17 protein-coding genes are annotated in these 20112 nt (G+C 73.2%); 7 read left to right on the forward strand and 10 right to left on the reverse strand.

Annotated elements, in window-relative coordinates:
* Positions 1-290: 290 nt before the first annotated feature.
* The gene (locus ACFYON_RS15065) at positions 291-755 is read left to right on the forward strand and encodes a PRC-barrel domain-containing protein (RefSeq protein ID WP_387187389.1); all 465 of its coding nucleotides are present in this window, start codon (positions 291-293) and stop codon (positions 753-755) included.
* Positions 756-806: 51 nt separating this feature from the next.
* The gene (locus tag ACFYON_RS15070; protein ID WP_387187388.1) at positions 807-1547 is read left to right on the forward strand and encodes a tyrosine-protein phosphatase; all 741 of its coding nucleotides are present in this window, start codon (positions 807-809) and stop codon (positions 1545-1547) included.
* A 52-nt stretch (positions 1548-1599) separates the two neighbouring features.
* On the opposite strand, the gene ACFYON_RS15075 is transcribed toward ACFYON_RS15070, so the two are convergent.
* Both ACFYON_RS15075 and ACFYON_RS15080 read right to left on the reverse strand, forming a co-directional pair.
* On the reverse strand, positions 1600-2694 hold the full coding sequence (locus tag ACFYON_RS15075) for a branched-chain amino acid aminotransferase (RefSeq protein ID WP_354865911.1): 1095 nt from the start codon (positions 2692-2694) through the stop codon (positions 1600-1602).
* A 189-nt stretch (positions 2695-2883) separates the two neighbouring features.
* The gene (locus ACFYON_RS15080; RefSeq protein WP_354865913.1) at positions 2884-3915 is read right to left on the reverse strand and encodes a 3-isopropylmalate dehydrogenase; all 1032 of its coding nucleotides are present in this window, start codon (positions 3913-3915) and stop codon (positions 2884-2886) included.
* A 214-nt stretch (positions 3916-4129) separates the two neighbouring features.
* Between ACFYON_RS15080 and ACFYON_RS15085 the strand changes: the two genes are divergently transcribed.
* Both ACFYON_RS15085 and ACFYON_RS15090 read left to right on the forward strand, forming a co-directional pair.
* Positions 4130-5002 carry an FAD:protein FMN transferase gene (locus ACFYON_RS15085; protein ID WP_354865915.1) on the forward strand — a complete coding sequence of 291 codons (873 nt, stop codon included), beginning with the start codon at positions 4130-4132 and terminating at the stop codon, positions 5000-5002.
* A 326-nt stretch (positions 5003-5328) separates the two neighbouring features.
* On the forward strand, positions 5329-5682 hold the full coding sequence (locus ACFYON_RS15090; RefSeq protein ID WP_354865917.1) for a hypothetical protein: 354 nt from the start codon (positions 5329-5331) through the stop codon (positions 5680-5682).
* A 59-nt stretch (positions 5683-5741) separates the two neighbouring features.
* Here ACFYON_RS15090 and serA read toward each other — a convergent pair whose 3' ends face one another.
* The 5 genes from serA to ACFYON_RS15115 all read right to left on the reverse strand — a co-directional run bounded on the left by serA (position 5742) and on the right by ACFYON_RS15115 (position 13754).
* A complete protein-coding gene (gene serA, locus ACFYON_RS15095) occupies positions 5742-7340 on the reverse strand; it encodes a phosphoglycerate dehydrogenase (RefSeq protein ID WP_120571297.1) in 1599 nt (532 codons plus the stop codon).
* Between the two features lie 316 nt (positions 7341-7656).
* On the reverse strand, positions 7657-8670 hold the full coding sequence (gene ilvC, locus ACFYON_RS15100) for a ketol-acid reductoisomerase (RefSeq protein ID WP_354865919.1): 1014 nt from the start codon (positions 8668-8670) through the stop codon (positions 7657-7659).
* Positions 8671-8728: 58 nt separating this feature from the next.
* A complete protein-coding gene (gene ilvN / locus ACFYON_RS15105; RefSeq protein WP_354865921.1) occupies positions 8729-9244 on the reverse strand; it encodes an acetolactate synthase small subunit in 516 nt (171 codons plus the stop codon).
* Positions 9244-11139 (reverse strand): acetolactate synthase large subunit, encoded by a 1896-nt coding sequence (locus ACFYON_RS15110; protein WP_354865923.1) that lies wholly within the window; start codon positions 11137-11139, stop codon positions 9244-9246. The genes ilvN and ACFYON_RS15110 overlap by 1 nt, the downstream gene beginning before the upstream one ends.
* Positions 11140-11318: 179 nt before the next feature.
* Positions 11319-13754 carry a bifunctional diguanylate cyclase/phosphodiesterase gene (locus ACFYON_RS15115; protein ID WP_354865925.1) on the reverse strand — a complete coding sequence of 812 codons (2436 nt, stop codon included), beginning with the start codon at positions 13752-13754 and terminating at the stop codon, positions 11319-11321.
* A 111-nt stretch (positions 13755-13865) separates the two neighbouring features.
* On the opposite strand from ACFYON_RS15115, the gene ilvD reads away from it, so the two are divergent.
* Positions 13866-15713, forward strand: coding sequence for a dihydroxy-acid dehydratase (gene ilvD / locus ACFYON_RS15120; protein ID WP_387189058.1), 1848 nt, complete (start codon positions 13866-13868; stop codon positions 15711-15713).
* A gap of 61 nt (positions 15714-15774) precedes the next feature.
* Positions 15775-16497: a hypothetical protein gene (locus tag ACFYON_RS15125; protein WP_387189056.1), complete on the forward strand. Its 723-nt coding sequence runs from the start codon at positions 15775-15777 to the stop codon at positions 16495-16497.
* A 116-nt stretch (positions 16498-16613) separates the two neighbouring features.
* On the opposite strand, the gene ACFYON_RS15130 is transcribed toward ACFYON_RS15125, so the two are convergent.
* A complete protein-coding gene (locus tag ACFYON_RS15130) occupies positions 16614-17315 on the reverse strand; it encodes a TetR/AcrR family transcriptional regulator C-terminal domain-containing protein (protein ID WP_355096751.1) in 702 nt (233 codons plus the stop codon).
* An 84-nt stretch (positions 17316-17399) separates the two neighbouring features.
* On the opposite strand from ACFYON_RS15130, the gene ACFYON_RS15135 reads away from it, so the two are divergent.
* On the forward strand, positions 17400-18074 hold the full coding sequence (locus ACFYON_RS15135; protein WP_387189054.1) for a DUF4386 domain-containing protein: 675 nt from the start codon (positions 17400-17402) through the stop codon (positions 18072-18074).
* Here the strand turns inward: ACFYON_RS15135 and ACFYON_RS15140 are convergent.
* Together ACFYON_RS15140 and ACFYON_RS15145 are read right to left on the reverse strand one after the other, a co-directional pair.
* On the reverse strand, positions 18071-19771 hold the full coding sequence (locus tag ACFYON_RS15140; protein WP_387187378.1) for a SulP family inorganic anion transporter: 1701 nt from the start codon (positions 19769-19771) through the stop codon (positions 18071-18073). The genes ACFYON_RS15135 and ACFYON_RS15140 overlap by 4 nt on opposite strands.
* Positions 19768-20106, reverse strand: coding sequence for a helix-turn-helix transcriptional regulator (locus ACFYON_RS15145; RefSeq protein ID WP_184682872.1), 339 nt, complete (start codon positions 20104-20106; stop codon positions 19768-19770). The genes ACFYON_RS15140 and ACFYON_RS15145 overlap by 4 nt, the downstream gene beginning before the upstream one ends.
* Positions 20107-20112 lie beyond the last annotated feature (6 nt).

Raw genomic sequence — 20112 nt, forward strand, 5'->3', positions numbered from 1 at the left:
TCGGCGAGGGAAGGCCGGCGCGCTAGCTGCTAATGATCAGGACGAAGCTGGTCACGACCCGTACTCTGCCACCCCGCTCCGGGTTTTGGGAGGCCTAACCCATATTCCGGGACGACGAAACCGATCCAGTTACTGGCCCGCGTTTGTCGCCGAGTCACGCTCAAGGACGGAGGGCCGGCGCCACCACCGTGGCGTCGGCCCTCGGCGGGTTGGCACCCGGACGGGGTGGGTAACCGTACCGGCGCACGACGCGCCGCGACGGCCGCGGCTGTCGGGACGGGAGGCGGCACATGGACGGACTGGACCCGCGCGCCACGCACGGCGGCACCGAGCCGATCCTCGACGACGGCCGGGGCGCGGTCGCCGGCGGCGCTCCGGCGGGCGCCTTCGACCCGTGGCGCTACCGCGACGAGGCGGGTGTCGAGAGCGCCGACCTGACCGGCTACAAGGTCGAGGCCACCGACGGCGCGATCGGCAAGATCGACCAGGCGAGCCACGACGTGGACGACAGCTACCTGGTGGTGGACACCGGGCCGTGGATCTTCGGCAAGAAGGTGATGCTCCCGGCCGGCACGGTCAACCTCGTCGACCACGACTCCCGCACCGTGCACGTCGACCGGGACAAGGACCAGATCAAGGCCGCCCCGGAGTACGACGAGGCCAGCCACGCCGACCCGGGCTACCGGGACCGGCTGGGCGGCTACTACGGCGAGAACCACTCGGCGCTGCCGCCGGACGTACCGCCTCGGATCTGACAGCTCGGCGACGGCCGGCGGGGACGCGTGAACGCCCCGCCGGCCGCTACCGTGTCAGGCGTGGACGCCCCGGAGAACCCCTTCCCCGCCTTGTTCAACTTCCGTGACGTCGGCGGGTACGCCGCGTCCGACGGCCGCACCGTCCGGCGCGGCCGGCTCTACCGCTCCGACTCGCTGCACCGCATCGACGAGACCGACCGCACGGCGTTCACCGCGCTCGGCATCCGTACCGTGATCGACCTGCGCCGGCCGTCCGAGGTGGAACGCGACGGGCGGGTGCCCGCCTACGACGGGCTGGCCTACCGGCACATCCACCCCGAGCACGACGACTGGGCCGCGAAGTCGTTCGGCTCCTCCGGCGTCAGCCTGGCCCGCTACCTCGCCGACCGCTACGCCGACCTGGCGCGTACCGGCACCGCCGGGCTCGCCGAGGCGGTCGGGTTGATCGCCGACAGCGCCGACGCCCCGGTGGTGGTGCACTGCGTCGCCGGCAAGGACCGCACCGGCATCGTCTGCGCGCTCACGCTCTCCGTGCTCGGGGTGCCCGACGAGGACGTGGTGGCCGACTACGCGCTCAGCACCGCCGCCTCGCGGCGCTTCAGCGAATGGGTGCGCGCCACGCTGCCGGACGCGGAGGAACCACCGCCGCCGTTCCTGGAATCACCGGCCGAGACGATGGAACTGTTCCTCGCCGAGTTGCGCGAGGGCTACGGCTCCGTCGAGGGTTACCTGACCCACGCCGGCGTCACCGAGGCGCAGTTGGAGTCCCTCCGCACCCACCTCCTGGACTGACCCCACCACGGCGGTGGTCGAGGAGTGGACTCCTCGACCACCGCGCGGGGTGTCAGAGGACGCGGGTGACCCAGCCGTGCCGGTCCTCGGCGCGGCCACGCTGGATGTCGACCAGCTTCTGGCGCAGCGCCGTGGTGGTCCGGCCCGACTCGCCACCGCCGATGAGGAACTCGCCGTCCGGGAAGCGCACGCCGCCGATCGGGGTGATCACGGCGGCGGTGCCGCAGGCGAAGACCTCGCGCAGCCGCCCGCTCGCGGCGTCCGCCTGCCAGTCGGCGAAGTCGACCGGCGCCTCCCGCACCTCGTGCCCGGCCTCGGCCGCGAGGGTGAGGATCGCGTCGCGGGTGATGCCCGGCAGGATCGTGCCGCCCAGCGGCGGGGTGACGATGCTGCCGTCGTCGTAGACGAAGAAGACGTTCATGCCGCCCAGCTCGTCGACGTACCGCCGCTGCACCGCGTCCAGGAACACCACCTGGTCGCAGCCGGCCTCGATCGCCTCGGCCTGGGCCGCCAGCGAGGCGGCGTAGTTGCCACCGCACTTGGCCGCGCCGGTGCCGCCGGGCGCGGCCCGGGTGTAGTCCGGCGAGACCCACACCGTCACCGGCTTCACGCCGCCGGCGAAGTACGCGCCGGCCGGCGAGGCGATCACGCAGTAGAGGTATTCGTTCGCCGGGCGGACGCCGAGGAAGACCTCGCTGGCGAACATGAACGGACGCAGGTAGAGGCTGCTGTCCTCGTGCTCCGGGATCCACGGCTGGTCGATCTCGATCAGCCGGCGCAGCGAATCCACGAACGTCGCCTCCGGCAGCTCCGGCATGGCCAGCCGGCGGGCGGACGCGTTGAACCGGGCCGCGTTGGCCTCCGGGCGGAACATCGTCACCGCGTCACCCGAGCGGTACGCCTTCAGCCCTTCGAAGATCTCCTGCGCGTAGTGCAGCACCGCCGCGGCCGGGTCCATCGGGATCGGCGCGCGCGCCTCCAGGCGGGCGTCGTACCAGCCCTTGCCCTCGGCGTAGCGGATCGTGACCATGTGATCGGTGAACACCCGGCCGAAGCCCGGGTTCGCCAGCAGGGCGGCCCGGTCGGCGGCGGATACCGGCGCGGGATTCGGACGGATCTCGAAATCGAGCATGTCACCACCGCTCATCGCGCTGACCTCCCTGCGGGTTCCCGGCGTGCGGGATCGCACGCCGACGTCACTGGTGCCAGAAACTTACCCCGAACGTTCGTTCAGCGGATAGCTCCGCCCCGGCGGATGCGACGCGCCGGACGGTCGAGGTGGGCCCGGTGACGGGTCTGGCGGCCCGGTACCGGGCCGCCAGGAGGGTCGGCCCGGTCAGGCTACGGCGTACCCGGCGAGGCGGTCGCCGACCTCCTCGGTGCGCAGCGGCGCCCCCGGCGTACGCCCGGCCAGCTCGGTGCCGACCGCGGCGGTGACCCGGGCGGCGGCGTCGGCGTGGCCGAGCTGGTCCAGCAGCAGCGCGGCGGACAGCACCGCGGCGACCGGGTCGGCGACGCCCTGGCCGGCGATGTCCGGCGCCGAGCCGTGCACCGGCTCGAACATCGACGGGTAGCGCCCCTCGGGGTTGATGCAGCCGCTGGCCGCCAGCCCGATGCCACCGGTCACGGCGGCGGCGATGTCGGTGAGGATGTCGCCGAAGAGGTTGTCGGTGACCACCACGTCGTACCGGGACGGGTTGGTCACCAGGAACATCGCGGCGGCGTCGATGTGCTGGTACTCGGTGGTCACGTCCGGGTGCTCGGCGGCCACCGCGGCGAAGGCGCGCGCCCAGAGCGACCCGGCGTGGGTGAGCACGTTGGTCTTGTGCACGAGCGTGACCTTGCGGCGCTCCCGGCGGCCGGCGCGGGCGAACGCGTCGCGGATCACCCGCTCGACGCCGTGCCGGGTGTTCAGGCTCTCCTCGGTGGCCACCTCGGCCGGGGTGTCCCGGTGCAGCGCGCCGCCGGCGCCCGCGTACAGCCCCTCGGTGCCCTCGCGGACCACCACCAGGTCGACCTCGCCGGGCTTGACCGCGGCGAGCGGACCGGCCACGCCGGGCCAGAGCCGGGACGGGCGCAGGTTGACGTACTGGTCGAAGGCGAACCGCAGCTTGAGCAGCAGACCGCGCTCCAGCACGCCCGGCGGCACGGTCGGGTCGCCCACCGCGCCGAGCAGGATGGCGTCGTGACCGGCCAGCTCGTCGAGGACGGAGTCGGGCAGCACCTCGCCGGTGCGGTGATAGCGCGCCGCGCCCAGGTCGTACTCGGTGGCCTCGATCCCGGGCACCACCGCGTCGAGGACCTTGCGGGCCTGCGCGACCACCTCGGGCCCGATGCCGTCGCCGGCCACCACCGCGATGTGTGCCACCTGACGCTCCTCGTCTCGTCGTTAGGCGCCACGGTAGTCGCCGTCCCGGCTCCCGGTACGAATCGTCCACCATTCGGGAATCCTGAATCACAGGATGCTCCCAGCCGGCACTCATGGTGTGGTCATCTCCACTGCTTAGGGTCGGTTCACCGGGTCGACGAAGCCCGGGCCGGCCACCGCCGTTACACGGCGGCGACCACGAGGGGCAGGTGTCATGCGAATCGAGCACCGGCGGGCCCACTGGGCGGACCAACAACCACGCACCCGTTGGGTCGACCAGGCCGCCTTCCGTCCGGTCCGCCCCGACCTGCACCTGGGCGCCAGCAACCACCGCGTCGAGCGGTCCGGCTCCGGCGCGTCCGGCCGGATCAACGTCCGGCACACCGTCAGCACCTCGACCGCCGACTACACGCTGCTGCTCAACGCGCCCGAGTGGCTGGGGCACCGGGTGGTCGGCGAGGCACTGCGCGACGCCGTCGCCGAGCTGCGCGCCATCGACCTGGCCTACGGCCCGAACCGGCCGGAGAGCCTGGTCTCCCGGCTGCGCCGCGACGAGATCAGCCCTGACTCGTACCCCCCGCTGGCCGGCCTGGTCGACCTCTGCGCGGCCATGCGGGCCGCGACCGACGGCTGGTTCGACGCGTGGGCCGTGCCCGGCGGCTTCGACCCGGGCGGCCTGCTCGGCGGCTGGGCGGTGGAGCGGGCCGCGACGCGGTTGCGGGCCGCCGGCATCCACGACTACGCCGTGCTCTCCGGCGCCGACCTGACGGTACGCGGGCGCGCGGCGCACGGCGGGCCGTGGCGCGTCGCGGTGCACCACCCCACCGACACCAGGCGTACGCCGGTCGTGCTGGAGATGACGTCGGGCGCGGTGGGCACCTCCGGTGTCACCGGGCGGCGGGGGCACGTCGTCGACCCGCACACCGGCGAGCCGACCGAGCGCCTGTCGGCCGCCACCGTGATCGGCCCGGACCTGGCCGTCGCCGACGCCTACGCCACCGCCCTCTACGCCGCCGGACCGGCCGGGCTGGCGTGGTTCCGCCACGACTGCGAATACCGGCCGCTGTTCGCGCACCACCGGCGCTGATCCACTGCCTGCCGGCACGACACCGGCGGGAGAGCGCGATCGGCCCCCACGGTCTCGGCAACGACAGTGAGGGCCGGTCAGCGACGAGTGCGCGTGGCTCGCGCAATCGAGGGGTGCGGGCCGAGGGGCCGGGTGCCCGGCCGCGCCACCCGAAGACGGGCCGGGAATCGACTCAGCGGTAACCGCATCGGTACGCTAGCGAATCGACGCAACTCGACGCAAGAGTCTCCACAGCGGACGCCGGGTGAACGAAGTCGCCGATCAGCGGTGAGGGCACGGTGGGGCAGAGGTGACGGGCGCGGGTCCCGGATGGCACGCTGTCCGCCGTGAGTTTCGATCTGAGCGTGTGGGCCCTGCCGAACGGGGCGACACCGGAGCAGGTGCGGGCGGCGGCGCAGCAGTGCCGCGAGGGCTGGCACGGCAGGCAACAACCCGACCGGAGGTTGGTCGCCTTCTACCGGGAGGTCACAGCGAGCTACCCGGACGGTCCGGCCCGTCCGGGCACGCCGTGGGAGGCGCCGCTGCACACGGCCGCCGACCACATCGAGATGAACCTGAACCCGGCCTGCCCCGATCAGGTCCTGCTGGACATCGAGCGGCTGGCCGGCGAGCACGACCTGATGCTCTTCGACGCCCAGGACGGTTCGGTCTACCCGCCACCGGCCCGCGTCCGTTCCTGAGCCACGGGACGACGAAGGGCCCGGCCGATCCGGCCGGGCCCCGATCTGTCCTGTCCGGACTACACGTCACGCAGGTCGGCCGCGCTGGCCGCGACCGCGCCGATCGAGTCGGCGGCGGAGGTGAGCAGGTCGGCGCCGAGCGCCTGGTCGACGGTGAGCGTCATCAGCGTCTCGCCACCGGCCTCGCGGCGGGCCACCTGCATGGCGGCGATGTTGACGCCCGCCTCGCCGAGCAGCGTGCCGACGGTGCCGACCACGCCGGGCCGGTCGGCGTAGCGCAGGAAGACCAGGATGCCCTCCGCGCCGATCTCCACGTCGAAACCGTCCACCTCGGTCAGCTTGAACACGTCGCGGGTGCCGGTGTGCGCCACCGTGCCGGAGACGCGGACGGTACGCCCGTCCGGCAGCGCCCCGCGCACGGTCACCAGGTTCGGGTGGTCGACGGTCTCGCCCGGCGTGGCGAGCGTGACCTCGACGCCCCGCTCGGCAGCCAGGTGCGGCGCGTTGACGTAGGTGACCTGCTCCTCCACCACGGAGCTGAACAGCCCCTTGGTCGCGGCGAGCTTGAGCACCGACACGTCGTGCGCGGCGATCTCGCCGCGCACCTCGACGGTGACGCTGGCGGCCACCCCGCCGGCCAGGGCGGTGAACGCCCGGCCCAGCCGCTCGGCCAGCGGCAGCAGCGGGCGGACGTCCTCGGCGACCACGCCGCCGGCCTGCACGTTCACCGCGTCCGGGACGAACTCGCCCTGCAGCGCGAGCTTGACGCTCTTGGCCACCGCGAGACCGGCCTTGTCCTGCGCCTCGTTCGTGGAGGCGCCCAGGTGCGGGGTGGCCACCACGTTGTCGAAGGCGAACAGCGGCGACGAGGTGCACGGCTCCTTGGCGTACACGTCGACGCCGGCGCCGGCGACCCGGCCCTCGGCGATCGCGTCGGCGAGCGCCTGCTCGTCGACCAGACCGCCCCGGGCGGCGTTGACGATCCGGACGCCCGGCTTGACGATCGCCAGCTCCTTCTCGCCGATCAGGCCCACCGTCTCCGGCGTCTTGGGCAGGTGGATCGAGATGAAGTCGCTCTCCCGCAGCAGTTCCTCCAGCCCGACCAGGCGGACGCCGAGCTGTGCGGCGCGGGCCGGCTGGATGTACGGGTCGTACGCGATCAGCCGGGTGCCGAACGCGGCGATGCGCTGCGCGAACAGCACGCCGATGCGGCCGAGGCCGACCACGCCCACGGTCTTGCCCTGGATCTCCACGCCGGTGTACTTGGACCGCTTCCACTCCCCCGCCTTGAGCGCGGCGCTGGCGCTGGCGGTGTTGCGGGCCACCGCGAGCAGCAACGCGACCGCCTGCTCGGCGGCGGAGACGATGTTGGAGGTGGGCGCGTTGACCACCATGACGCCCCGCGCGGTGGCGGCCGGCACCTCCACGTTGTCCAGGCCGACACCGGCCCGGGCGACCACCTTCAGCCGCGGCGCGGCGGCGATCGCCTCGGCGTCGATCTGGGTGGCGCTGCGTACGATCACCGCGTCGGCCTCGGAGAGGGCGGAGAGCAGAGCGGGGCGGTCGGTGCCGTCCACGTGGCGCACGTCGAAGTCGTGCGCGAGCACCTCGATGGCGGCGGGGGCGAGTTCTTCGGCGATCAGTACGACAGGATTCATCGGTCCTCGTAGACGCTCGGTAATGGTCGGCCTGGGACGCCCGGGGCGCCGCACTGCGCCCTGCGCCGATTCGTGCCATGGCCGTCGGGTGCGCTCGGGCACCACACCAAGGATGGTAGGTGGCCGCCCGCCCGGCGTGTCCCGGACTGCGGGGTGAGGGCCCTCACAGAGGCCCGTCGCACGCCTGTCATCCCCCGTTCACCGGGGGACGGCACGGCACGAGGCGTTACTCACCGTGTCCCAGCACGTGAACGGACGCGGCCCGCGGTCCGACGCCGGGGAGAGCGTCGGGCCACGGGCCGCACGAGGGAAGAACTCAGGCGGTCTCGGTGATCGGCCGGTCGACCCAGCTCATCATGCCGCGCAGCTTCTGCCCGGTCTCCTCGATCGGGTGTGCCGCGCCCTCGGCCCGCCACTTGGCGAAGTTCGGCCGGCCGGCCTCGTCCTCGGCCACCCACTCGCGGGCGAACTCGCCGGACTGGATCTCGCCGAGGATCTTGCGCATCTCCTCCTTGACCCGGGAGTCGATGACGCGCGGGCCCCGGGACAGGTCGCCGTACTCGGCGGTGTCGGAGATGCTGTAACGCATCCGGGCGATGCCGCCCTCGTACATCAGGTCCACGATCAGCTTCAGCTCGTGCAGGCACTCGAAGTAGGCCACCTCGGGCGCGTAGCCGGCCTCGGTGAGCACCTCGAACCCGGTCTGCACCAGCGCCGCCGCGCCGCCGCACAGCACCGCCTGCTCGCCGAACAGGTCGGTCTCGGTCTCCTCGGTGAACGTGGTCCGGATCACGCCGGCCCGGGTGCCGCCGATCGCCTTGGCGTACGCCAGGGCCAGGCCGAGCGCGTTGCCGCTGGCGTCCTGCTCGACCGCGACCAGGCAGGGCACGCCCTTGCCGTCGACGTACTGGCGGCGGACCAGGTGACCGGGGCCCTTCGGGGCGACCATCGCCACGTCCACGTCGGCCGGGGGCTTGATCAGGCCGTACCGGATGTTGAAGCCGTGCCCGAAGAACAACGCCTTGCCGGCGGACAGGTTCGGCGCGATGGCCTCGGCGTAGAGACCACGCTGGGCGGTGTCCGGCGCCAGGATCATGATCACGTCGGCCTCGGCCGCCGCCTCGGCGGGCGTCAGCACCCGCAGGCCCTGCTCCTCGGCCTTCGGCCGGCTCTTCGACCCGGCGGGCAGGCCGATCACCACGTCGACGCCGGAGTCGCGCAGCGACAGCGCGTGCGCGTGGCCCTGACTGCCGTACCCGATCACGGCGACCTTGCGGCCCTGGATCAGGCCCAGGTCGGCGTCGTCGTCGTAGAACACCTCAACGCTCATTGACTTCCCTTTCGTACGGCGGTGCCCGTCGGCCCGTCGAAAAACTTGTGGGTACGGATCAGGCGGCGCGCAGGGACGGTCCGGCGGTGATGGCCCGCGAACCCCGCCCGATCGCCACGGTGCCGGACTGGACCATCTCCTTGATGCCGAACGGCTCCAGGTCGCGCAGCAGCGCGTCGAGCTTGTCCGGCGTACCGGTGGCCTCGACTGTCAGCGTGTCGGGCGCGACGTCGACCACCCTCGCGCGGAACAGGCCGACCGTCTCCAGCACCTGGGCGCGGGCGGTGCGGTCCGCGCGGACCTTGACCAGCAGCAGCTCCCGGGCCACCGACACCTGCGGGTCCAGTTCCACGATCTTGAGTACGTTGACCAGCTTGTTGAGCTGCTTGGTCACCTGCTCCAGCGGCGAGGACTCGGCGTTGACCACGATGGTGATGCGGGAGACGTCCGGGTTCTCGGTCTCGCCGACGGCGAGGCTGTCGATGTTGAACCCGCGCCGGGAGAACAGCCCGGAGACCCGGGCCAGGACACCCGGCTTGTTCTCCACCAGCACGGACAGCGTGTGCATAGTCATTAGAGTTCGTCCTCGTCGAAGGCGGGGCGCACACCCCTGGCGAACATGATCTCGTCGTTGCTGGTGCCGGCGGCGACCATCGGCCACACCATCGCGTCCTTGCCGACCACGAAGTCGATGACCACCGGCGCGTCGTTGATCGCCATGGCCGCCTCGATGGTCTTGTCCACGTCGGCGGCGTTCTCGCAGCGCAGCCCGACGCAGCCGAGCGCCTCGGCGAGCTTGACGAAGTCCGGGATGCGGTGCTTGTGCGTGCCCAGCTCGGTGTTGGAGTAGCGCTCCCCGTAGAACAGGGTCTGCCACTGCCGCACCATGCCGAGGTTGCCGTTGTTGATCACGGCGACCTTGATCGGGACGCCCTCCAGCGCGCAGGTGGCCAGCTCCTGGTTGGTCATCTGGAAGCAGCCGTCGCCGTCGACCGCCCACACGGTGGTGTCCGGCCTGCCGACCTTCGCGCCCATGGCGGCCGGGACCGCGTAGCCCATGGTGCCCAGGCCACCGGAGTTGAGCCAGGTGTTCGGCTTCTCGTACGAGATGAACTGGCTGGCCCACATCTGGTGCTGGCCGACGCCCGCCACGTAGACCGCGTCCGGGCCGGCGATCTCGCCCAGTCGCTCGATCACGTACTGCGGCGAGAGCGTGCCGTCGGCCGGCTCCTCGAAGCCGAGCGGGTACCGCTCGCGCAGGTCGTCGAGCTGGGCCCACCAGTCGGTCAGGTCCACCGACGGATGGGCGGCCTGCTCGGCGGTGACCGCCACGATCAGCTCGTCGATCACGTGCCGCGCGTCACCCACGATCGGGACGTCGGCGTGCCGGTTCTTGCCGATCTCGGCCGGGTCGATGTCGGCGTGCACCACTGTCGCGTCCGGCGCGAACGAGTCCAGCCGGCCGGTCACCCGGTCGTCGAAGCGGGCGCCCAGCGCCACGATCAGGTCGGCCTTCTGCAGGCCGTAAACGGCGGCGACGGTGCCGTGCATGCCGGGCATGCCCAGGTGCTGGCGGTGCGAGTCGGGGAACGCCCCGAGCGCCATCAGCGTGGTGACCACCGGGATGCCGGTCTGCTCGGCCAGCTTGCGCAGTCCCTCGGTGGCGCCGGCCTTGAGCACGCCGCCGCCGACGTAGAGGACCGGACGACGGGCGCCGGTCATCAGCCGTGCCGCCTCGCGGATCTGCTTGCCGTGCGGGTGCAGCGTGGGCCGGTAGCCGGGCAGGTCGAGCGTGGGCGGCCAGGAGAAGGTCGCCGGCGCCTGGAGCACGTCCTTGGGGATGTCGACGAGCACCGGGCCGGGGCGGCCGGTCGCGGCCAGGTGGAACGCCTCGGCCAGCACCCGGGGGATCTCGTCGGCGGTCTGCACCAGGAAGTTGTGCTTGGTGACCGGCAGCGTGATGCCCTGGATGTCGGCCTCCTGGAAGGCGTCGGTGCCGATCGACGGCCGGGCCACCTGACCGGTGATCGCCACAATCGGCACCGAGTCCATGTACGCGTCGGCGATCGGGGTGACCAGGTTCGTCGCGCCCGGTCCGGAGGTGGCGATGCACACACCGACCCGGCCGGTGGCCTGCGCGTACCCGGTGGCCGCGTGCCCGGCGCCCTGCTCGTGGCGGACCAGGATGTGCCGGACCGTGGAGTCGTACAGCGGGTCGTAGGCGGGCAGGATCGCGCCACCCGGAATGCCGAAGACCACGTCGACGCCGAGCGCCTCGAGCGACCGCACGAGCGAACCGGCGCCCGAGACCTGCGCGGTGACGGGCTCCCGTACGGGCGTCTCGGCGTGCGCGGCCGCCGGAACGGCACGGCCGGGGCGGGCGGCGGGGTCGGAGTCACCGGCCGCGCCGGTGCCGGAGCGGGCCCGGCGGGCGGAGTGGGCGAGGGTCTCTGGCGTGGGTCTCGTCATGGCGGTTCAAGCCTTCGGAAGTCAGTGGGTGACGCGCTTCTCAGGATGGGACGCGGAGGTCCCGCGGTGGTCCGACGGCAACAAAAAAGCCCTCGTGCAGGATGCACGGGGCCAGCGCACTCTCGGTGGGAGAGTGCGCTCAGGTAAGTACTCGCGGCGACCGGTTCGACGACATGCGGCTAAGCCTGACGCATCTCACGCGATGAGTCAACTGATCCCACATTTTGGTTCACGGACGTGGACGTGTCGACCGTCGGCACCCTCTCCGCACCCGGTGCCACCTGCGAAGATCCTTCCATCGAGGGACGCGGGGCGGGCGGGTTGTCGCGCAGCCGGGGCAGCAGCGGAGACGGGGTGCGCGCCGGTGGGGCGGGCGGCGCCGGCGGCATCGCCGTGTGCCGGTTGCCGGGCGCTGTCGCCGCCTCCAGCATCGCCTCCAGGTGCTCGGCCGGTACGCCCCAGCCGAACAACGCGCCCTGGCCGAACCGGCAGCCGGCGGCCACCACCGCGGCCAGCTCGGCAGGGTTGGTGACGCCCTCGGCGATCACCTCCAGCCCGAGCTGGTGACCCAGGCGCATGACGATGTCGACCATCGGGGCGAACGCCGGGCCGTCCCGCCCGACCGGCCGGACCGGCTCGTGCTCGGCGACCAGACTGTGATCGATCTTGAGGATGTCGATCGGCAGCCGCCGGAGCTGCCCGAGCGACGAGTAACCGGCGCCGAAGTCGTCCAGCGCGATCCGGACGCCGGTCAGCCGCAGCGCGGTGAGCCGCCGGATCAGCTCGTCCAGATCGGTGGCGACCGCGTGCTCGGTCACCTCCAGCACCAGCCGTTGCGGCGGTACGTGGTGCGCACGCAGCGCGTCGGCGACCTGGACCACGTACTCCGGGGCGTGCAGCTCGCGCGGTGAGACGTTCACCGACACCCAGACGTCGTGCCCGTCGGCCAGCCAGCGGGAGAGCTGGTAGCAGGCCTGGTGCAGCACCCACGCGCCGAGCTTGGCGATCATCCCGCACTCCTCGGCCAGCGGGATGAACTCGTCCGGCCGCACGTTGCCCAGCTCCGGGTGCCGCCAGCGCAGCAGCGCCTCCGCGCCGACCGGTCGCACCGACGGCAGCGAGGCCACCGGCTGGAAGACCAGCCGCAGCTCGTCGCGCTCGATCGCGCCGCGCAGCTCGTGCTCCATCCGGGTGCGCCGGCTCAGCAACTGGTCGTACGTGGCGTCGTAGCGCTCGATCCGGTTCTTGCCCCGCTGCTTGGCGTAGCGCAGCGCCAGGTCGGCGTTGCGCAGCAGCAGCTCGACGTCCTGCTCCCCCTGGCCGGCGGCCACCCCGATGCTCACCGACAGGAAGACCGGCCCGTCCCCCTGCTCGTAAGGGCGGCCGAGCACCCCGAGCAGGCGGTCGGCGACCGGGCCCGGATCGACCGGCCCGGGCATCAGCACCGCGAACTCGTCACCACCGAGCCGGGCGGCCAGGTCACCCGGGCGCAGGTTGCCCCGCAGCCGCCGCCCCACCTCGACCAGCACCGCGTCGCCCACATCGTGCCCGTACATGTCGTTGACGTTCTTGAAGCCGTCGAGGTCGAGCCCGAGCAGCACGCACGGGCGGCCCAACTCGGCGCAGCGGTGCAGGGCACGCAGCAGCCCGCGCCGGTTCGCCAGCCCGGTGAGCGGGTCGGTGTGCGCCAGCTCGCGGAAGTGCGCCTCCCGCTCGGCCAGCCGGACGGCGTAGCCGCGTACGTCGTTCAGGGCCAGGTACTGCCGGGTCACCAGGGCGAACCCCTCGACGGTGCCGGCCACGATGGCGTACCCGTCGAATCCGCCGCCCTGCACCAGGTGGTACATCGCGGAGGTGGCCAAGGCGAACATCGGCACGAAGGCGTACTCGCCGTCGCGGCGGATGAAGCCGACGTCGAGCTGCGTCAGGTCGGCGCGGCGCCCGGCGACGGCGGTGGCCAGCAGGCCGGCGGCGGTCAGCACGGCGCCGGTGAGCACCATGCCCGGGCCGGCCTGGCAGAGCCCGGCGGCCACGGCCAGCCCGCCGGCCGCCACCGCTGTCGCCGCGGCGGCGAGCAGCGTCAGCCACCCGCGCGGCGGCGCGACCCGCAGCACGACGATCACCGTGAGCCCGATGGTGAGCGCCGCGCTCACCGTCGCCAGCACGATCGGCAGGCAGGCGACCGGAGTCGCGTCACCGAGCAGCCGGGTCGGTTCGCTGACCGCCACCCAGCCGACGAACCAGAGCGCGCAGCCCATGATCAGGCCGTCGAGCAGCAGCCGGGCGGTGGCGGCCCGGGTCGCGGCGGCGCCGGGCAGCCGCAGCACGGCGGCGCCGAGACCGAGCGCGGCGAGCGTCGTGCCGACGGCGACGAGGACCGCCCACACGGTCCGCTGGCCCTGCCGGTGCGCCCAGTGGTCCCCGGCGGCCAGCAAACCGCCGAGGCCGATCAGCAGGCTGAGCAGGGCCGCCCCGGCGGCGAGCGCCAGCAGCAGGTGGGCCGGCCCGCGGGGGCCGGTGCGGCGCCGCGCGGACACGGCGAGCAGCACCGTGGCGGCGGCCGCGGCGACCCCGCTCAGCGCCGCGACGGTGACCATCCCCGGGGACGACTGCACGCGTCAACTCTGCCGGATGAGCGCCTCCCGTGGGGCACCGGGTGTGCAACTGTTGGGACACGGGGGTGCGCGCCGCCGGATCGCCGCGCGGATGGTGTCAGACTGGTTCTCATGCCTGAGCTGCGGTCGAGGACCTCCACCCACGGTCGGACGATGGCCGGCGCCCGGGCCCTGTGGCGGGCCACCGGGATGACCGACGACGACTTCGGCAAGCCGATCGTCGCCATCGCGAACAGTTTCACCCAGTTCGTGCCTGGCCACGTCCACCTCAAGGACCTCGGCGGCCTGGTCGCCGACGCGGTGGCCGAGGCCGGCGGCGTCGGCCGGGAGTTCAACACGATCGCCGTGGACGACGGCATCGCCATGGGCCACGGCGGCATGCTCTACTCGCTGCCCAGCCGGGAGCTGATCGCCGACGCGGTGGAGTACATGGTCAACGCGCACTGCGCGGACGCCCTGGTCTGCATCTCCAACTGCGACAAGATCACCCCCGGGATGCTGCTGGCCGCGCTGCGGCTCAACATCCCGACCGTCTTCGTCTCCGGGGGCCCGATGGAGGCCGGCAAGACGGTGGCGATCGAGGGCGTCGTGCACTCCAAGATCGACCTGATCGACGCCATGATCGCCTCCTCGAACGAGGCGGTCACCGACGACCAGCTCGGCGAGATCGAGCGGTCCGCGTGCCCGACCTGCGGCTCCTGCTCCGGCATGTTCACCGCCAACTCGATGAACTGCCTCACCGAGGCCATCGGCCTGGCGCTGCCTGGCAACGGCTCGACGCTCGCCACCCACGCCGCGCGCCGGTCGCTGTTCGTCGAGGCCGGGCGCACCGTCGTCGAGATCGCCAAGCAGTGGTACGAGCAGGACGACGCCTCGGTGCTGCCGCGCTCGATCGCCGGCCGGGAGGCGTTCGAGAACGCGATCGCCCTCGACGTGGCCATGGGCGGCTCGACGAACACCGTGCTGCACCTGCTCGCCGCCGCCCGCGAGGCGGAGCTGGACTTCGGCGTGGGCGACATCGACGAGATCTCCCGCCGGGTGCCGTGCCTGGCCAAGGTCGCCCCGAACTCGCCAAACTACCACATGGAGGACGTGCACCGGGCCGGCGGCATCCCGGCCATCCTCGGCGAGCTGGACCGCGCCGGGCTGCTGCACCGTGACGTGCGGGCGGTGCACTCCCCCGGCCTCGACAAGTGGCTGGCCGACTGGGACGTGCGCGGCGGCTCGGCCCGGCCGGAGGCGATCGAGCTGTTCCACGCCGCCCCGGGCGGCGTGCGCACCACCGAGCCGTTCTCCACCGCCAACCGCTGGTCGTCGCTGGACACCGACGCGGCCGGCGGCTGCATCAGGGACCGCGAGCACGCGTACAGCGCGGACGGCGGGCTGGCCATCCTGCACGGCAACCTCGCGCCGGCCGGCTGCGTGGTGAAGACCGCCGGTGTGCCCGAGGAGTGCCTGACGTTCCGCGGCCCGGCCAAGGTCTACGAGTCGCAGGACGACGCGGTGACCGCGATCCTCGCCAAGGAGATCGTCGCCGGGGACGTGGTGGTGATCCGGTACGAGGGCCCGAAGGGCGGCCCCGGCATGCAAGAGATGCTCTACCCCACCTCGTTCCTCAAGGGCCGTGGGCTTGGCCGCTCCTGCGCGCTGCTGACCGACGGCCGGTTCTCCGGCGGCACCTCCGGCCTGTCCATCGGGCACGTGTCTCCCGAGGCGGCCTCCGGCGGGCTGATCGCGCTGGTCCGCGACGGCGACGAGATCGTCATCGACATCCCGGGCCGGTCGATCGAGCTGAACGTGCCCGCCGACGAGCTGGAGGCGCGCCGGGTGGCCGAGGAGAAGCGGGACCGCCCGTACACCCCGATCGACAGGCAGCGCCCGGTGTCGGCGGCGCTGCGCGCGTACGCGTCGATGGCGACCTCGGCCAGCGACGGCGCCTACCGCCGCGTCCCCGACTGAGCAGCGCGGGGCTCCCTGGTGGGGCCCCGCGCTACGCCCGCCACCGGTAAGGTCCGGCGGCGTGGGGACGACGGTGAGCTACGCGCGACTGGTCCGGCCGGCGATCGACCGGGTCTACGTGGGCGCCCGCTGGGCAGCGCGCGCCCGGATGGAGGCGTTCTACGCCGAGCGGGGCTGCACACTCGGCGCGGAGAACAGCTTCTTCTCCGGCGTACTGGCCCGGCCGATGCCCGCCGAGGCGCTGGCCGACGGCCTGGTCTACACCTCCGGCAGCATGGATGAGGAGCTGACGCAGGGCATCGTCGTCCGGGACGGCGAGGGCGCCTGGCACCTCACCGACCTGGGCCGCGAGCTGACGCTGTTCGCGCAGCGGGCCACCGGCGAGGCCGCCGAGGAACTGTGGGCGATGCTGCCCGGGGTGCTGCCCGGCCTGGGCATCGTGCCCCGCCTCGCCGACCTCGCCGACCGGGTGCTGGCGCACGCGCAGGCCACCGGCGGGCCGGTGTTCCGGGCGATGTCCCCGCCGTACGAGCCGGAGGACGCCTCCCCGGCGCTGCTGCTCGTCACCCGGCTGGGCTCGCTGCGGCACCACCGCGCAGACGCCCACCGGGCCGCGTGGCGGGCCGCCGGGCTGACCGCCGACGAGATCCGGGCGCTGCCGGACGGACCGGAGCGCGCGGCGATCGAGGCGGACACCGACCGCCGCGACGAGCCGGCGTACGCGGTCCTCACCGAGGCCGAGCGGTGGGAGCTGCTGGCCGGCCTCGCCGCCCTGCCCAACTAGCGCCCGCCGCCCTGCCGACCAACGCTGTCGGGTGGAACGTCATGGGTGTCTACGGCACCGTTTGACACCCAGGGCGTTCCACTCACCGCCCTGGTACCCGCCCGAACCCGCCGGGGTCAGCGCGGCAGGTGACGTTCGAGGCCGTCGAAGAGCAGGTCGAGGGTGAACTCGAACTCGGTCTGAGAGTCGCACCAGCCGAGCGTCGGATCGGCCGCGTCGTGCGTCTCGGCGGCGACCATCGCGGCCAGGTGCGGCAGCCGTTCGGCCAGCGCCATCATCTCCGCTTCCGCGGCTGCGGCGTCGGCCGCCCCGCCCGCGTCCGGCCGGAACACCTCCTGCGCGAAGCCGAGCGCCATGCTGCCGAACGCGTGCAGCGCCCGGTGGGCGATCCGGTACGAGAAGCCGCCGTCGACGAGGGTGGCGAGAATGCCGTCGTAGTAGGCGTACACCCCGGCGGGGACGGTCGGGCGGGAGCTGAGCAGCGCGGGTGCCCACGGGTGCCGCAGCATGACCGCGCGCGCGGCGAGGAAGCGCAGCCGCAGCCGGGTTCGCCAGTCCCCGCCGGGCGCGTCCGACTCGGCCCGCTCGGCGGCTGCGGTGATCTCCGCGGCGACGGCGTCGACGAGGCCGTCGAGCAGTCCGGCCTTGCCGGGCAGGTGGTGGTAGAGCGACATGGCCTCGACGCCGAGTTCGGCGGCGAGTCGGCGCATCGTGAGCGCCGCCATCCCTTCGGCGTCGACAAGGGCGATCGCGCTGGCCAGCGCCCGCTCGCGGCTCAGCGGCTCCCGAGGCTTCCTCGCTCCCATCCGGCTCCCCATCTCCCCTTGACCTTACAACGTATGGTTGGCCTTACGGCGTAAGGCGACCAGCCACGGCACGTCGATCACCCTCAAGGAGCCGCCATGCACCAGCTGATCCGTACCGCCCGCGTGACCGGGCTGTTCTACCTCGGACTCGCCGTCACCGGCGCGCTGGGGTTCCTCACCGTCCGCCCGATGATCTTCGACGCGGACGACGCGGGCGCGACGCTCGCCAACCTGGTCGCCCACGAGTCGCTGGCACGCGTCGGCGTCGCCCTCGAACTGCTGGTCGTCCTCACCCAGGCGCTCACCGCGGTCTGGTTCCACCGCCTGTTCCGGACTGTCGACAGCACCGCCGCGGGCAGCATCGCCGCCTTCGGGCTCGTCAACGCCGTCGCGATCCTCGGCAGCGCGGCCGTGCTCGCGACGGCCCTGGGGGTGGCGACCGGCGGGCCGGGCGACGCCGGCACCGTCCAGCTTCTCTACCTGGTCAGCGGGAACCTGTGGGAGGTGGGCGGGCTCTTCTTCGGCCTGTGGCTGGTGCCGATGGGCTGGTGCGTGCTCCGGTCGGGCTGGCTGCCCCGCCCTCTCGGCTGGGTCCTCGTCGCCGGTGGCGTCGGCTACGAGCTCATGACATTCGTCGCGTACCTCGCCCCCGGCGCCGGCATCGCCGGTGACCTGCTGGTGGTGCCCGCCACCGTGGGCGAGGTGTGGATCCTCGGCTACCTGGTCGTCTTCGGCGTGCGCAGGCGGGCAATCGAAGGGACCGCAGCCTAGGCGGGGCTCGCGGCGAGGGCGACATCCCGGGCGTACCGGATCGCGGCCGGGGTGTCCGCGAACACCAGGCCCTCGCGGCGCAGCTCCTCGGCGACGCCGAGCGTGCTGAGCACCTGCTCGTGGCCCGGGGTGATGCCGGAGAGCAGCACCGTGATCCCCCGGCCGCGCAGCCGGGCGATGGCGTCGCCGAGCACCTGGGCGCCGGTGGCGTCGATGGTGGAGACGCGGGACATCCGCAGGATCACCACCCGCACGTCGGCCACCTCGGCCAGCTCCAGCAGGAAGGTGTGCGCGGCGGCGAAGAACAGCGGCCCGTCCAGCCGGTACGCCACGATGTGCTCGGCGAGCAGCTCGTGCTCCTCGGCGCTGTGCTCGCCGGTGTCCAGCGGCACCTGTTCCAGCCTGGCGCTGCGGGCGACCGCGCGCAGCGCCAGCACGACCGCGACGGCGAGCCCGACGACCACCGCTGTCACCAGGTCCCAGATCACAGTGACGGCGAACGTCAGCACCAGCACCACCGCATCGGCCCGGGTGGCCCGCATCAGCGCCAGCAGGGAGGCCGCCTCCACCATCCGGACGGTGGTGGCGAGCAGCACCCCGGCCAGGGCGGCCAGCGGGATGCGGCCGACGAGCGGGGCGGCGGCGAGCACGATCGCGGCGAGGGCGACCGCGTGGGTGAGCGCGGCGAGCTTCGAGGACGCCCCGGCGCGGACGTTGACCGCCGTACGGGCGATGGCGGCGGTCGCCGGGATGCCGCCGAACACCGGGGAGGCGAGGTTGGCCAGGCCCTGGCCGAACAGTTCCCGGTCGGGGTCGTGCCGCTCGCCCACCGTCATGCCGTCCGCCACAGTGGCGGAGAGCAGACTCTCCAGGGCGGCGAGCGCGGCCACGGCGAGGGCGCTCGGCAGCAGCACGCCCACCGCGCCGAAGTCGAGGAAGGCCAGCGACGGCGCGGGCAGCCCTTGCGGCAGCTCGCCGATCCGGGCCAGGTCGATCGGGGCCAGCTCGGCGAGGATCGTGGCGGCGGCCACCCCGACCAGGGAGAACGGCACGGCGGGCCGCCACCGGCCGCCGAGCAGCATCAGCGCCGCCACGCCGAGCGCCACCGCGATCGCGGTGGGCCGGGGATGCGCGGCGAACCGGGCGACCGCGTCGGCGGCCACCGCCCACACCTTCTCGCCGTGTGCCCCGGCGACGCCGAGCGCGGCCGGCACCTGTTGCAGCGCGATGACGACGGCGATGCCGGCGGTGAAGCCCTCGATCACCGGAGTCGGCAGGTAGCGGACGTACCGGCCGAGGCGGGCCAGGGCGAGCGCGATCAGGATCAGCCCGGCCAGCGCGCCCACCATCAGCACGCCACCGGCGCCGAACTGCTGCACCACCGGCACCAGCACGACGGTCATGGCCCCGGTGGGGCCGGAGACCTGGAGGTTGGAGCCGCCGAAGATCGCCGCGACGGCCCCGGCGACCACGGCGGTGACCAGGCCGGCCTGAGCGCCGAGCCCGGAGGTGACGCCGAAGGCGAGCGCCAGGGGCAGCGCCACCACGGCGACCGTGAGGCCGGCGAGCAGGTCGCGCCGGGGCGAGCGGCGCACGGCCGCCCAGTCGGCCCGGCCGGGCAGCAGCCCGCCGAACAGCCGGCCCGCCTGCCGCACGACCTCGGCGGCGCGAAGGCGACCGGCCGCCGCCGTGCTCACCGGTCCGCCCCGGAGGCCCGCAGCTCGTCCAGCAGGGCGTCCCGGTCGGTGAGGACCGCGCCGAGAATGCGCCGCCCGGCGGCGAGCAGATCGGCCACGTCGGGGGTGCTGAGCGCGTACATGACCAGGGGGCCGTCCCGGTAGGAGGTGACCATGCCGGCGCGGCGCAGCACGGCGAGCTGCTGGGAGAGGTTCGACGCTTCCACGTCGATGGCGGCGAGCAGGTCGCGTACCGGCTTCGGCCCGTCCTGGAGCAGTTCGAGCACCCGGATGCGGACCGGGTGCCCGAGGGTCCGGAACAGCTCCGCCTTCGCCTGGTACAGCGGCACCGACATGACTCA

The organism is Micromonospora sp. NPDC005686, assembly GCF_042871665.1.
In the GTDB taxonomy this organism is placed as follows: Bacteria; Actinomycetota; Actinomycetes; order Mycobacteriales; family Micromonosporaceae; genus Micromonospora.

Bases quoted from the DNA above. Each gene is read 5' to 3' on its own strand.
- ACFYON_RS15065 (WP_387187389.1), top strand. From the start codon at position 291: ATGGACGGACTGGACCCGCGCGCCACGCACGGCGGCACCGAGCCGATC.
- ACFYON_RS15075 (WP_354865911.1), bottom strand. From the start codon at position 2,694: ATGAGCGGTGGTGACATGCTCGATTTCGAGATCCGTCCGAATCCCGCG.
- ACFYON_RS15085 (WP_354865915.1), top strand. From the start codon at position 4,130: ATGCGAATCGAGCACCGGCGGGCCCACTGGGCGGACCAACAACCACGC.
- serA (WP_120571297.1), bottom strand. From the start codon at position 7,340: ATGAATCCTGTCGTACTGATCGCCGAAGAACTCGCCCCCGCCGCCATC.
- ilvC (WP_354865919.1), bottom strand. From the start codon at position 8,670: ATGAGCGTTGAGGTGTTCTACGACGACGACGCCGACCTGGGCCTGATC.
- ilvN (WP_354865921.1), bottom strand. From the start codon at position 9,244: ATGACTATGCACACGCTGTCCGTGCTGGTGGAGAACAAGCCGGGTGTC.
- ACFYON_RS15110 (WP_354865923.1), bottom strand. From the start codon at position 11,139: ATGACGAGACCCACGCCAGAGACCCTCGCCCACTCCGCCCGCCGGGCC.
- ilvD (WP_387189058.1), top strand. From the start codon at position 13,866: ATGCCTGAGCTGCGGTCGAGGACCTCCACCCACGGTCGGACGATGGCC.
- ACFYON_RS15130 (WP_355096751.1), bottom strand. From the start codon at position 17,315: ATGGGGAGCCGGATGGGAGCGAGGAAGCCTCGGGAGCCGCTGAGCCGC.
- ACFYON_RS15135 (WP_387189054.1), top strand. From the start codon at position 17,400: ATGCACCAGCTGATCCGTACCGCCCGCGTGACCGGGCTGTTCTACCTC.
- ACFYON_RS15145 (WP_184682872.1), bottom strand. From the start codon at position 20,106: ATGTCGGTGCCGCTGTACCAGGCGAAGGCGGAGCTGTTCCGGACCCTC.